Origin of the sequence: Citrobacter sp. 172116965 (genome assembly GCF_013458095.1) — a bacterium.
GTDB lineage: Bacteria > Pseudomonadota > Gammaproteobacteria > Enterobacterales > Enterobacteriaceae > Citrobacter > Citrobacter braakii.
Window position 1 is genome coordinate 2,986,433 of record NZ_CP046673.1, and the last position, 14,992, is coordinate 3,001,424.

At 37.2% G+C, this 14,992-nt stretch carries 8 protein-coding genes, 1 tRNA gene and 3 pseudogenes; 4 read left to right on the forward strand and 8 right to left on the reverse strand.

Annotation, left to right across the window (positions count from 1 at the left end):
* Window positions 1–84 precede the first annotated feature (84 nt).
* A tRNA-Asn gene (locus tag GPJ68_RS14580) sits at window positions 85–160 on the forward strand.
* A gap of 180 nt (window positions 161–340) precedes the next feature.
* A pseudogene (locus GPJ68_RS14585) lies at window positions 341–1,614 on the forward strand (tyrosine-type recombinase/integrase).
* A gap of 46 nt (window positions 1,615–1,660) precedes the next feature.
* Here the strand turns inward: GPJ68_RS14585 and GPJ68_RS14590 are convergent.
* Window positions 1,661–3,049, reverse strand: coding sequence for a SpnT protein (locus GPJ68_RS14590; RefSeq protein ID WP_075808383.1), 1,389 nt, complete (start codon window positions 3,047–3,049; stop codon window positions 1,661–1,663).
* A gap of 194 nt (window positions 3,050–3,243) precedes the next feature.
* Here GPJ68_RS14590 and GPJ68_RS14595 point away from each other — a divergent pair.
* Both GPJ68_RS14595 and GPJ68_RS14600 read left to right on the forward strand, forming a co-directional pair.
* Window positions 3,244–5,096: pseudogene (locus tag GPJ68_RS14595) on the forward strand (site-specific DNA-methyltransferase).
* Between the two features lie 9 nt (window positions 5,097–5,105).
* Window positions 5,106–8,065: pseudogene (locus tag GPJ68_RS14600) on the forward strand (type III restriction-modification system endonuclease).
* Window positions 8,066–8,561: 496 nt separating this feature from the next.
* Here the strand turns inward: GPJ68_RS14600 and GPJ68_RS14605 are convergent.
* The 7 genes from GPJ68_RS14605 to GPJ68_RS14635 form a co-directional block, all read right to left on the reverse strand.
* The gene (locus tag GPJ68_RS14605) at window positions 8,562–8,780 is read right to left on the reverse strand and encodes a hypothetical protein (protein WP_048240822.1); all 219 of its coding nucleotides are present in this window, start codon (window positions 8,778–8,780) and stop codon (window positions 8,562–8,564) included.
* 161 nt (window positions 8,781–8,941) lie between these two features.
* Window positions 8,942–10,483 (reverse strand): prepilin-type N-terminal cleavage/methylation domain-containing protein, encoded by a 1,542-nt coding sequence (locus tag GPJ68_RS14610; RefSeq protein ID WP_075808396.1) that lies wholly within the window; start codon window positions 10,481–10,483, stop codon window positions 8,942–8,944.
* A gap of 203 nt (window positions 10,484–10,686) precedes the next feature.
* Window positions 10,687–11,256 carry a type 4 pilus major pilin gene (locus GPJ68_RS14615; protein ID WP_180836779.1) on the reverse strand — a complete coding sequence of 190 codons (570 nt, stop codon included), beginning with the start codon at window positions 11,254–11,256 and terminating at the stop codon, window positions 10,687–10,689.
* 568 nt (window positions 11,257–11,824) lie between these two features.
* The gene (locus GPJ68_RS14620) at window positions 11,825–12,148 is read right to left on the reverse strand and encodes a conjugal transfer protein TraD (RefSeq protein ID WP_063924608.1); all 324 of its coding nucleotides are present in this window, start codon (window positions 12,146–12,148) and stop codon (window positions 11,825–11,827) included.
* Between the two features lie 99 nt (window positions 12,149–12,247).
* A complete protein-coding gene (locus GPJ68_RS14625) occupies window positions 12,248–12,844 on the reverse strand; it encodes a hypothetical protein (protein WP_004151477.1) in 597 nt (198 codons plus the stop codon).
* A complete protein-coding gene (locus GPJ68_RS14630) occupies window positions 12,814–13,128 on the reverse strand; it encodes a hypothetical protein (RefSeq protein ID WP_074172242.1) in 315 nt (104 codons plus the stop codon). Before GPJ68_RS14630 ends, GPJ68_RS14625 begins: the two co-directional genes overlap by 31 nt.
* A 996-nt stretch (window positions 13,129–14,124) precedes the next feature.
* Complete coding sequence (locus tag GPJ68_RS14635; protein WP_004151478.1) at window positions 14,125–14,607, reverse strand: hypothetical protein; 483 nt, start codon at window positions 14,605–14,607, stop codon at window positions 14,125–14,127.
* Window positions 14,608–14,992: the final 385 nt, after the last annotated feature.

A 14,992-nucleotide genomic window follows, 5' to 3' on the forward strand; every position in this document is an offset into this window, starting at 1 on the left:
TTAATTAACCAATTGAAATGACGCGCTAATTTTACTGTTGACACCTCATGATGAGGTCAGTAATATGCGCCTCGTTCACACGATTCCTCTGTAGTTCAGTCGGTAGAACGGCGGACTGTTAATCCGTATGTCACTGGTTCGAGTCCAGTCAGAGGAGCCAATTTAAGGGAAGCAGACGTTCACTAACGTCTGCTTTCTGCATTTCTATCAATTGGTTATCCCCTCTCAGTCGTTCACCCTCGTTCACTAAAAACCACTCGAAGCCATATCATTTTGATGGTAAAAATGCTGGTAATGCTGGTTCGATTTCCCTTTTACCAACAAATGAGGGGGTGTTTTCATGTCACTGACTGATATTAAAGCAAAAAATGCAAAACCCCTTGAGAAGGAATACAAGCTTACTGATGGCTTTGGTATGTTCCTTCGTGTTACCCCTAAAGGTTCGAAATACTGGCAAATGGCTTACCGCTTCGAAGGGAAACAAAAACTCTTCTCTATTGGTGTTTACCCTGCAGTTTCTCTTTCTGACGCAAGACAACGCCGTGACGAGGCCAGAAGGCTTCTGGCTCAGGGTATTGACCCTAATGCAAAGAAACAGGCAGAGGTTAAAGAGCTTAAAGCCAAACGTGATAATACACGCTCCTTCAGAACAGTAGCCAAAGCGTGGTTCTCTACGAAAACAAAATGGTCTGATGATTATGGTGATGCCGTATGGAAGCGCCTTGAAACTTATGTCTTCCCGGTAATCGGTGACAAAGATGTTGCCGAACTGGATACGGGTGATCTGCTGGTTCCGGTGAAAAAGGTTGAGGCACTTGGTTATCTTGAAGTTGCCATGCGCATTCAACAATACATTACGGCAATCCTGCGTCATGCCGTCCAGCAAAAGCTGATACGCCATAACCCAGCCTATGATATGGAAGGTGCAGTTCAGAAACCACAAACTGAACACCGCCCTGCACTTGAGCTGGAAGAAATACCCCAGCTACTGAACAAAATTGCCGAATACAAAGGCCGCAGGTTAACCATACTGGCAATACAGCTCAATCTGATGATTTTCATTCGTTCCAGTGAGCTTCGTTTCGCTCGCTGGTCTGAAATTGATTTCAAAAGTAAGTTATGGGTGATACCCGAACAGCGTGAAGCAATTGAAAACGTCAAACATTCGACTCGTGGGCTAAAATGAAGCGTAAGCACTTCGTTCCCCTTTGTAAGCAGGCCATGAAGATACTCAAAGAGATCCGACAACTGACTTATGAAGAAGGCCATGATGATGGATTAATCTTCACTGGCTGTTATGACTCGTTTAAACCCATGAGTGAAAACACCATCAACAAAGCCCTGCGTAATATGGGATATAACACGAAGCAGGACATCTGTGGACACGGTTTCCGCACTCTGGCCTGTAGTGCCTTGATTGAGTCCGGTTTATGGTCAGAAGACGCTGTAGAGCTTCAGATGAGCCATAAGGAAAGCAACAGTGTCCGGGCAGCTTATACCCACAAGGCTAAACACCTTGAACAGCGCCGCCTGATGCTTCAGTGGTGGGCTGATTTCCTTGATGCTAACAGCAACGATATGGTCAGGCCGTTTGAGTTTGCTTCAAATAAATAAAGGGAAAGGCCGTTCGCGGCCTTTCAACTTCATGCTTAATTACACTCTATGCTGAATATGATACTGAATCTTTCTCTATCACTAAACCAGCGATTTTTTCCAGCATTATTTCCCAGAGTGCGTATTTTCTTTTGTGCTCAATAAACAGGGATTTTAAATACTCTTCTGTTGAAGGGATTTTTTCAGTCCATGTAATATCTTTACTGTAATCAATGCTTTTTTTCATATCAGATGCTGCATAGGTGTAGTATTTACTCTGAGAACGACTGATACTGTCCTCTGCCAGCACTCTACGGAGCAAAGTTGCAGAACATGCATAACCATGCCTGTAAAGTTCACTCGATAAGGTACGAACTAAAGAACCGCGTAATAAAGACATCATCTCTGCGATTTCATTTTCACTCGCATTCATGACTTCAGAATCAAGTTTTCCATAACTATCTGTCCCGGACAAGAAAAGAATAACAAACGGAAAGCCTTTGTTCTTTGCTATGCCAGAGAACAAATCCAGTGAGTCATTATTTTTCTCTACCCGATTATAGATATTATAAAAAATAACATCACACCTGTTCTTAAATCCGTCTATACAAATTGTTTTTGCCTGCTGAATCTCGCCTTCTTCAATCAACGCCAGAGCCAACACCTCAGTCCATTTATCACGAAGCCCTGCCTGATCAACTGATTTATCTTCTTTGATTTTATTGAGAACCTGAATGGCTTCCTCAGTGCACAGTTCATCAACCAGCAACTCAGCAAACTTAATGATGTATTCTGGCTGGTTCAGTTTTCTTTTCTCAAAGCATTGCCTGATGAAATCAACATCCCTGATATACAGACTTAACTCAACAGCATAATTAACATCACCTGTCTTAAGAAGACTTTCCCTTAAAGCACGAATAACATTGTATCCCAGATCTTTTTTATACTTATCAAAAATATCAAAGTTAAAATATACATCACCTTTAAGCACGGAAAGTATTTTATCCGCTATAACATCAATGCTTTTGTCTTTTTGTAGGGACAGGGATTTTAACCATGTTTCGACAGCACCATTATAATAGTCCATCCATGATCCATCTGATGTATCAGCAATTTCGCTGATTTTATCAAATGAGAGCAGTAAATCATGGCAAAACGCCTCGGTTTTTTCAGGCAGCGTTGATACCGTCTTTTCAAGTGGAAATATGACATTCCTGTATAGCCCCTCAAAAAAAATCGCTGCTTCATAATAATCATAAAAGCGTTTTGTTTTAATTACCCTTTTGTATTCAGCCTCAGCCTTTTTCAGTGATTCTTCTGGAGTTAACAGATATTTATTAATAAGAAAGGATTTTGCCTGACCATTATCCTCTGCAATATCACAAATTATTTGCATGAGTTGATCGGCAGGTATTTCTTTGAGTAAAGCAAGTTGTTTCTTGTTCAGTTTAGCCATCATCACATCCTGATAATGTTTGGTAGACGCAGAAAAGCTAATTGTACTAACACGAGGACAGAACATTCAATAAAAGCATTAACATAATGATTTAAAAAGAAATCTGTAGCACGCTGTTCATTGATGAAATGCACTATTTACCGTAAAATATCCCCCATCACACAGTAACCTGATACAGATACGTGGAATGGTCAATGAACAAACTTTCGCCTGAAATGCCCGAACTGCAATCAATGAATATCACTGCTGATAACATCACCAAGCTTAAATCATTGTTTCCTGAAGCTTTTAATGAAGACAGTGTTGATTTTGAGGTTTTAAAGCAGCTTTTGGGTGAGAATGTAGACGACAAAGAAGAACGCTATGGCCTGAACTGGCATGGTAAGCGTCAGGCTCGTCAGCTTGCTCTGACGCCTTCCCGTGGCACCTTACGCCCATGTAAAGATGAAAGCGTTGATTGGGATAACACCAAGAACCTTATGATCGAGGGTGATAACCTTGAAGTGTTAAAGCTTCTTCAAAAAAGCTACGCTGGAAAAGTTAAGCTTATATATATTGATCCTCCTTACAACACTGGGCAAGATTTTATTTATTCTGATGATTATAGAGATAATTTAAGTAAATATTTAAATTTTACCGGTCAAGTAATTAACGGTAATAAAATCAGTACTAATACTGAAACTAGTGGAAGATTTCATACGTCATGGCTGAACATGATGTATCCAAGACTCAAGCTAGCGAAAAACCTATTGCACTCTGATGGGTTTATTTTTGTTTCAATTGATTCGCATGAAGTATCAAACTTAAAAATAATAATGGATGATATTTTTGGAGAGGAATGTTATAGAAATACAATTGCCGTACGCAGAGGTATTAAAAATGTCCAAGCCCAGTTTGAAGATGTGAGTGCATTATCTCAGGGACATGAATATATACTTTTATATTCAAAAAACAGCTTATCTCGGCTTCCCAAACTAAGCCAATCTCACCTTGAACAAAAACCGGGGAAATGGGACACCTTTTGGCGAGGAACAGATAGGCCAACAATGCGTTATGAATTATTTGGTATAACTCCCGAAAAAGGCCAATGGCGATGGGAAAAAAACAGAACAACTGAAGCCATAGAAAACTATCGCTTTTTCTTAGAAAAAAAGTCTCAACAGATGAGTCTTGATGATTGGTTTTTTGATAATCTTACATCAACAAATAAAAAATTAAATTTCGTTCGTAAGAACGATGAGGATGTTGTTCAGTATTATGTCCCACCAAGTGATGGAAAAATACTAAGCGATAACTGGATGGATATTTCTTTAAGCGGAAATGAAACTATTTTCGACACCGAAAAAAATACTGACTTGTTAGAACGAATCATCAACTGGATTTGTAGAAGTTCTAACGATATAGTTTTAGACTTTTTCGCTGGTTCAGGAACAACTGGCCATGCAGTGTTGAAAAGCAATTCAAAAAATAATAGTAACATTCATTACATGCTCATCCAATTACCCGAGCCAAGCAATAAATCTGAGTTTATGACTATCTCAGATTTAACAAAATATCGTCTTATCGAATCAGGTAAGAAAGTAAAAGATGGAAACACCGACTGGAATGGTGATGTCGGTTTTCGTGTGTTTAAACTCGATACATCTAACATTCGTCCGTGGGAAGCCTCTGCCGAAACACTTTCACCAACAGCTTGATGCTTATGTAAGCCCAATCCTTGAAGGCCGTAGTGAAGAAGATTTGCTGACTGAACTGATGCTTAAGCGTGGTATTGATCTGAGTGTAAACGTTGAAACCCGTCAGTTTGATGAATTAACTGTTTCTTGTGTTGATGGTGGCAAATTGTTTACCTGCTTTACCCGTCAAATCCCTGCCTCTTCTGTTGAGGCACTAACCAAGGGGATCATTGACTGGCATAAGAGTTTAAAAAGCTGGCAAAGATACTGTCTGCTATTTCCTTGATGACGCATTTGAAAATAACGTTGCTAAAACAAATCTTTGCGCCATTCTGGAACAACATGGCCTAACTAACCTGCACAGCCTGTAAGGGAATGAGATGAAACTACATTTTGAATCTGACCTTACCTATCAGCAAAACGCCATAACTTCGGTCTGTGATTTGTTTGAAGGGCAAGAGAAATGGGAAAGCGAAATGACTGTGCTGGCCCCAGCTCAGGGTGCTCTCTCATTTGAAGGTTCTACGGGTTCAATGCCTGTTAACCCACAAATACCCGAAGATGATGTACTGCTTAAAAATCTGAACAATGTTCAGTTGAAAAATCAGCTTCCTCCCTCACCTGTGCTCGACAGCCATGATTTTACTGTCGAAATGGAAACAGGGACAGGTAAAACGTATGTTTATCTTCGCACCATGCTGGAGCTGAATAAACGCTATGGCATGAGTAAATTTATTATTGTGGTTCCTTCAGTTGCTATCAAGGAAGGCGTTTATAAAACACTACAGATCACGGAAGAGCATTTCAAAAGCCTGTATGCGGGTATCCCATACGAATACTATCTTTATGATTCGGCAAAACCTGCGGATGTTCGAAATTTTGCAACCAGTTCTGTTATGCAGATCATGGTAATGACGGTGGGTGCGATTAACAAAAAAGATGTTAACAAGCTCTATCAGTCCAGTGAAAAAACAACCGTGGACGATCTGGATAAGCCCATTGATTTAATCCGTGCTACACGTCCAATTATTATTGTCGATGAACCGCAAAGTGTTGATGGTGGCTTGAACGGTGCGGGTAAAACCGCACTTGATGCTATGCACCCCATGTTCACCTTACGCTATTCAGCAACATATTCATAAACATCATATGGTGTACCGCCTTGATGCCATTGATGCTTACAAAAAACTGGTCAAACAGATCGAGGTTGCCGGGCTTGAAGTCCAGAATGCAAGTAATAGCCCCTATGTAAAACTGGTCAGTATTAACAATAAGAAGAATAGCATTAGCGCGACTGTTATTGTTGATATAGCCGATAAAAAAGGGGGCGGGCGTAAATCGTTCTGAAATTACCGTGCATGACGGTATGACACTTGATGACGAAACGGGGCGTGATATTTATCAGGGTTACCGGATAAGCGAGATCAGAACAGGCAAAGAGGGTTATCTTACACTGGAAACACCTTCTGATACCTACTATATGAAAGTCGGTGATGTCGTGGGTGATATTGACCCTATGCTTATCCAGCGGCATATGATTAGACGTACAATCCGTGAACATCTGGATAAAGAGCTTCGCCTTAATCCTCAGCAAATCAAGGTTCTTACCCTATTTTTCATTGATAAGGTTGATTTCTATCGCCAGAATAACGAAGAAGGGCTTCGTGAACCGGGTGAATATGCTCGTATATTTGAAGAAGAATATCTCAAAGCGATCAAAAGCCCAGCATATAAAGATTTGCTCCCTTCTCATCCAGAACATGCTAAAGATGTTCATGATGGTTATTTCTCTATTGATAAAAAAGGCGGATGGGCTGAGACAAGTGAAAGTAATAATGCAGGCCGCGAAAATGCTGAGCGTGGTTATAATCTCATTATGAAGAATAAAGAGAAGCTTTTAAGTTTCTCGAATCCGGTGAGGTTTATTTTTTCACACTCTGCTTTGAAAGAAGGCTGGGATAACCCCAATGTATTCCAGATCTGTAGCCTTCGAGAGATGGGAAGTGAACGAGAACGTCGTCAAACATTAGGCCGTGGTCTTCGCCTGTGCGTTAACCAAGAGGGGGAACGTGTTCGTGATGACAGCATTAACATTCTGACTGTCGTTGCCAGTGAAAATTATGAAGCCTATGCCGAACGACTACAGAGCGAAATTGAGAACGAAACAGGCATCCGTTTTGGTATCATCGAAAAAGATGCGTTTGCCCATCTGATCTTCTCTGATTCCTCACAAGCTGTGGGTATTGCCGGTTCACATGAGATTTGGGCTGAACTACAGACCGAAGGATATCTGGAAAAATCGGGGAAAATCACAAAAGCCCTGAAAAACGTGTTATTCGAAGACACTTTTGTTGTTAGTGAGAAGTATGCGTCACTACAGGAACAAATTGAAACTATCCTGCGTAAATCAGCAGGGCGACTCAATATAAACAATGCTGATGAGCGTAAAACAATCAAATACCGGAAAGAAGTCTTAAACAGCCCTGAATTCGAAGCGTTATGGCAGCGCATTTGTCAAAAAACGCTGTACCGACTGGCATTTGATGAAGAAGAATTGATTAAATCCTGTACGAAATCACTTTCTGAAATGCAGCCTGTAGCAAAAGCAATGGTCAGTTTCAGCAAAGCAACAATCAAACAAAGTCAATCTGGCCTTGATGTTAAAGCTCTGTCTAATGGGACAACAAGCACTGTAATTGATGTTGCAGAGCAGCCATTGCCAGATATTCTTGGTGTTCTACAGGAAAAAACCGGACTGACAAGACGCAGTTTAAGCACCATCCTGAAAGAGAGTGGAAGACTCGCTGATTTTGCTAAAAATCCACAGCAGTTTATCAGTGAAGCTATAGGCCGAATCAACTACTGCAAACGCCTGTCAATTGTTGATGGTATTAAATATTATCCACTAAAAGGAGAGGTGTATGCGCAAAGTCTCTTTATGGATAAAGAGCTAACAGGATATGCCCGTAATCTTTTTGAAACCTCGTCTAAATCAGTTTATGAATACGTTCCTAAAGATTCTGAAGTCGAAAGCCATTTCGCTCAGGAACTCGAAGAACAGGATGAGGTGAAGCTTTATGTGAAGCTTCCCGGTTGGTTTAAAATCCCGACGCCACTGGGAACCTACAATCCTGACTGGGCCTTAGTTATAGAAGACAATGGTGAAGAACATATTTACTTTGTTGTAGAGACAAAAAACAAACACATTGGTCTTGGTAATGAAGAAGATGCGAAAATTACTTGCGGTAATGCTCATTTTAGCTCGCTCAAAGATCAGATGAGTAATCCTGCGAGATATATGCGTGCTACAAATATAAATGAAGTTTTAAGTGGCAAATAAAAGAGAAAAGGGCCTTTTGGCCCTTTCTTTTACCGTCAAGGGAACTACACATTGGGTAGGGTACATATCCCATATATGAAGCATATCAGACAATTTATGAAGTAAATATTCGAAAGTATATTTTACTGGATATAATATTAAACATTGATTATCAAATATATTTATCCATTTAAATAAAATATCATCATAGTTACTCACCCTGAATAAATTTAATCCTCCACAACAGTCTGTCTGGAGGATCAAATCAAGTCTCTGACGCCTTGTAATATCATACAAAAGGATAGTTATATTTTAGAATATCAGGACAAGGTATATAACAACCTAACATCAATGAGAGAGAAAAATTAAAACATCTGGCAGCCAAAATAAAAACATGTTAGCTATAAATAGATATAGCACTCTTTATTCTTAAGTCAAGTTACTATTTAAGTTTTATCTAATCATCTCGCTTTACCTATATCCCCATCGAACTATTTATTAAAAATAAGTAAGTCTATCAATTTTTATTTTGACTACCAGAATTTCCTTTAACCCACTCCCCATTAGCAAGAACCTCACCATGACCATATTTATCATGATTTAACGGTGCATTTTTTATTTTAATCTTTGAAACTACCTGTTTATCTGACTGTGGAAAAGCATACTTTGGTTCACTAGCATGGGACATAGTTGAAAAACAAAATAAAGCTGACAATACTAATATTCTCTTATTCATAAATCACTCCTGTTATTTTTTGGTTTAAGTTCCCCTGAAATGTAAAACATAAAAAACTGTTAGAAAATCGGGATGCATTAAATATATAATTACATCCCGATGGAAATCAAATTTATCTTGCATAAATTATGATAAAATCAAGTATAATAAGACAATCATCCTTATCTACATTGATATAATATTCTATCTTTAACCACTGTTGTGCCGCCACCATGACTACCACCACCTAACTGTTCAGTTGATGTTGTATAAAACAATTCTTTCGCTATAGTTCCTGACTGACATGAGCAGGCATTTGTTTCCGGGTTATTAACCAAGCAAGAACCTTGGTTTTTTGTAAAAAATCCTGAAGTTCCAGAGGCTTTAACCCATTTACCACTAACACATGATAATAGTAATCCATTTGATGCAGTTGCCTGTAAACCATTTGGAGAGCAACCCGACCCTACATTTGCTTTTCCATTTATGTATAAAAACTCCCCGGCATTAAGTCTACCATCAGCATCAATATTTCCATTAGAATGAACATAGTTTGAGTTTAAGTTTCCTGATGCCCAGACATATTGAGTATTGACCTGATGCCCTACATTAATGTCATTTGATGCATAAATATTACCACTACTATTTAAATAAGCATTAACAGCACCTCCAGAGCCTGCACCAACTGTTCCGGCAGCATAAACATCATTAGTTCTTAGACCACCACTCCAGCCTGAAGGCAATTCATTAGGATCAAGACCATTAGTCGCAAGGCGTTGCTGTATTTTTGCGTTTTTCCACACTTGTAATACTGTTGTATAATTCGCAGCATTAGGAGAATAAATGCTTAATGGCCTTACCCCATTACTTAATCTTATTTCATAATCCTCCCCTGATGCATCACCCCCTAATGTAATTGTATCCCCATATCCATTATGTGCGATAACTTCATGTGCTGCATTTATATTTCCATTCGATGTAATATTACCACCAAAACTCCCTGCCCCTGCCGCTGTAATGTCTTTTACATTAGTGATGCTATTACCACCCATATTCAGGTTGCCGGTCATAGGTAGTGTTCCATCACGACGAAGATAGATAGCATATAACGAGCTGTTATACCCGACTCTGAAGGCAAGTAATCCATCTCTTGTAATATTGTTGAATGCGGTGTTTTGTTCCTTCCACTGGCTTTGGAATCCAGCAACAGAGGTCGCATCCTTTGTCATACCACTGTCAACACCAGCAACTTGCATTGCTTTACCAAGAAGATCATAACGGATGTGTCCGCCTTCGATCCATGCTGATGATGTTGTAATCAAACCGTTAATAACATAGTTAGGTGCGGTTCCTTCACGTTTAAGTATAATTTTATAGGGAGACTTATATATGTTATTCCCGTTATATGATGCAGGTAGTAACCCCTCATTAACAAGAGTATGGTAATCAATTTCACAGCCTGTAGAATTACAGGTTCTTGGTCCCGGATCGCTACTTTGATTACTGCTTGATGTCAGTGTAGATAACTTATCATATCTCATACTGATATAACCATTAACTGCCTCACCTAATTGTTTAATTTGTTCCCCTGCTGTTTTAGCAACTAAATCCTCTTGTTCAACTTTCATATCTTGGAATTTTATTAAAGCTATTGCACTGCCGATGCCTAGAGCAAGGATCAGCTCCAATAGTGAAAATCCCTTTTTTATACCAAACATTTTCATTTCCCACCTCACATAATAAAATATATAACTCTACAATTAACAGAGGTGTAAAATAAATCAAGGCCGCAAAAACACAAATATAGAAAGCATGTATGAAAATTAGACGGACGGGCTACTGGATGTATTCTAAGAAAATGATACTTATTATTAAAATAATAATCTCACTGTGATGGTGAGATTATTACACGAGAGAGAAAAACAATTTATATGGACGTGAAAATCAACTTATTACTGTTTCCACCTTTATCACACTCTGTAGCAGTAGACGCCACATTTAAAACTCCACCTGCAGCTTTAACATTACCTGCTGTGCCAACACCTGCAGTATAGAAGTTTCCTGCTGCTGCCGTGATGATCTTCGTGCATTCAGATGCCGGAACATTTTCATAAGTGATGGTAAATGAAGAACCATCCGCCCCTGACGGACCAGTTTTATCCGCAGCCAATGTAACATTTCCTTTGAAAGCATTGATGGGCTTAGCGGCTGAACCAGAACCACTTAACATATTATCCGGGAATATCTTCGCCCGAACAGCAACAGAGTTAGTTAATCCAGTAAAACTGGAGGCAGAAGTGAAGAGTGCTTTCACACCAGCCTGTATCGTTGCGATGTTATTACTTTCAGCCTGTGCTCTCTGTGATGCCTGTACTTTAGGATATACTATAAAAGCGGCTACAACTAAGGCTGCTATAATACCCAAAACAAGTAATAGTTCTAAAAGAGAGAAACCTTTTTTACTTTTTTTGTTTTTAATTAATACTGTTTTTTTCATTTCCTTTATATCTCCTTGGTTAACTGGAAAGATATAAAATAGATAGCGGAAACATAATATAAAACAATACCAAATAAAATCTTTATCGCAATTTAACCGATAAACGGACGACCTTTAAAGCACAAAAAAACACAGAGGAAAAACAAGATTTTTTCTATTGGATGATAAATAATACTTTCAATTTAATGGATACTTAGATAATTGATGATTATTTTAAAAGAAAAAGGGCTGGGATAAACCCAACCCTTTAACTGGAAGATAACTTCCTGACTTTATTAAAACCACCGCAGATTTACAAGATTGAATATGGAGTTATTCATCTGTAGTAGTACTTAAAAAATATAATAAATAAGATTGTTTGTCAAATCTTTTTTAAGAAATATGCAGTTAATTAAGAAATTAAAAAAACAACAACCGCCCTATAAGGGTTAAATAGGGCGGCTTGTTGTCAGGACGTGAAAAAATGTATTTTATTATATAAGGATTGAATGTGTTAATTTAGAAATCAACATATGATGTTAATTAAAATATTATTGTTTGTATGTCAAATTAAAAATTGAAGATTATATTAAGTTTTCCTACCTTTAATGCTAGCCAGAAATAACAGTCCATTTTTTCTAAATCTCACCTTATCGTCAGGATGTAGATTTGGGATCTCCAACAGCATTCCTAAAACTAGTTCCTTATCAACCGTGAAAACATCACAATCTAATGCTTTAGCAACTTCTGCACCTAGAATGATCTTCTGACGAGTTTCAATCTGTTTAGTTTCTTGCTTGGATTTATGTTGTAAGCGATTCAAACGCATCTGAGCTGAAGCCAACTGCTGTTCTAATGTCTTTTTAATACGTGGCTTAGTTCTGTTTTTTTGCTTTTCTGATATGTCATCCATAATCGTTCCTCTTATCGGTTATATATGGATCATATACAACAATAGAACTTTATCGTCAAATCGACTTTTACAAAAGATCCGACATTCAAGTAATTATTCTTATCGCTTTCTATAATGTGGGAACTTATGTTTTAACTCATTAAAACATTCAACTACGTTTTGATGTTCAATTGAAAAGTAGTCAATGCTTCTTTGTAAAAGCTCATTGGCAACGTCAACGACTATATCACTCCCTTTATTATGATTATAGACAGTGAACACATCGGCAATCCAATGATAGCAACAAAGCGTTAATAACATACAATAGTCTTGATGCTCTTTAATCCCCGATATGAAAGTATAATCATTATAATCTACCTGCCTTGTTCTTTTATAAAATCGTTTAAGAGTTGGTTTCATGATGATTAAGTTATTTTTAACCATGTCATAATGAATATCATCTGACACATAACCATTCTCCAGAAAAAAATGATTACTATGGACATAAAGGGAATAACCTAGTGATACAACAGAAACCCCATGCTTCTTACATAAAGACTCTGAAAAAACTGGATGAGTTTCTATATATCTTATAAACTCACTTTCCTTAAGATTTTTTGTTTTCAATTTCCCCATGTATTCCCTCTTATAAAAAATAATAATATCATCATTAATGAATGGATGCTTTAACGACGAAATGACACTGGTTTTTTCCATTCAAACTCTGCTTCAAACCTTTCTTTATTTCTTTCATTTTTAATCTGCTCAGCCTTACGTTGAGAACGTATTTGTTCTCTTGCAACACATAATACTTTCCTTCGCTCCTCTGCTGTTAATTTTTTCCCTTTAACTCTAGCCGCTGCATGAACAGCGTCATCAAGAAATCGCTTTTCCGTTAATGACACTCGCTGCAACCTTCCAGCACTATGTTGCTTTTCTTTTTTTAATTTTTTTGAAGTGTTATCAGTTACATTTTCAGCCGCTTGTATTTTATTAATCACTATATTCTCCTTATTTTTCATAATTTACTAATTAATACAACTAAAACAAAAGAAACTCAAATTAATCTATGTAATTTATTTATCTTATAATTCTAATTATTTGTCGTTAGTGCCTTTATAAAATGGCACCTTACTTATTTATTCTCTGAAATTTAACTTTTTTATTTTATTTCAAAAAATTCGTACTAGTAGTACTTTAATTTAATTAATTTAGGATCTGGGGTTTTAGATAGCGACTTTCAGTCGTAGTAGTTTTCCGTCAGGAAAACTTGGTTTTGCTTAGAGCTTCGCCTCTCCTAATCCGCATATAAAAAACAAAAATCAAAACATACCAGTATTAAAACTGATTGTTGAAACTGGTTTAATTTTTTTTATAATACGTAATAGGAAAAGGCGCTTCTCATGCTATGGCTTAGAGCTACAATACGTTTCCATATTGCGACACCCTTCTGCACTTCCATAGACAACATCATAACTTTAAAAACATTTCTCGTTTTACTAAAGAAATTATACTGCTGTTTCTAAAAGCCTTAGATGTGCGCTTCAAGTTGATGTTACGCAGACTCCCCGCTTTGGCATCAACAATAACCTTGAGAATGAATCAAACACTGTCGCTCCTACCTTCTCAGACCCGTACAATCAGGTTTAACGTTATTGCTTTCGAGAACTAAAATGTTTTTGGAAATGGTATTTGACAGGCTTGTAAAAAGTTTCGATTTAGATTTGACAAATATGAAAAGATTATTTAATACTTTATTATATTTGTAATCACGTTGTCGTTGAACTGATTACAAGACTTCAAAAGTCGGCAAAACTTTTTTAGTCCTTAAAAAGTCAACTTTATGAAGTTGGCTTTTTTTGTATCTTCATTTTATTTACATCGACATTTTTTATTTGTCAAATAATAATCAATAAAATATTTTCCACACATAGCTTTCAAATTATTATGTATTGAGCTATAGCCAATCATATTCTCTTTTTCGCAGCCTGAGCCTTCTACCATTTAACCATCCCATGATCAATACTTTTACCGAACTTCTTAATTAACCCGTCATTTATATATGATCTTATTTTTAATTTTCTAAAATTGAACCCATAAACTTCCTGTTGAAAAATTGTAATAATCATCGGAACGTCAGAATGCACAATCCTCCCACTATCTAGCCAATTAATCATTTTTTCCAAAACACTCTCTCTGAAACGTTCAGTCACAGTTTTAAATGATATATCAGCATCATCCATCACCTCTTTTATTTCGCTATTAATTTTATCACCATGATCACACAAAAGACTTAAAGATATTTTTTCGCCTATATCGCTTTTGATTTCCATTATCTCATCATTATATGATTTGATGATACCTTTTAGCTCATCGTAAAACTTACCATAAAAATAAAAATCTCGTGTAATGCATAGATTAATATGTTCAAGTTGTTTTTTGTTTTTCTTCTCATTATTATTTGAATTATATTCACTCATCTTATCCACCCTCAGCTAAATAGATAATACTCTTCTTATATTTATTTGCTTTTGTCAAAAACAGCACTTCGTGATTGTCATAAACAATCACTATGCTGAATAGGGCTTGCCCTATTAATGATGGTTTGTTCCAATCATGGGTTTTATTCTCATACCTTGCTAGCGCTCACTCACATAAAACAGGTTAGACCACTTAAACTAAAAGTGATGGAATATTGGAAATAATGAAATTTAAAAACATGATATGTAAAATCCACCTAGCTTTCAAAACCAGACCTCTCCGCGTTACTTATTTTTACATATTAGTGCTTTTCATTTAACCTGTTAATATCCATTCTATTTCTCATAACTAAGCTGTGATTTGTGCAGCACATAAAAGAGTCTG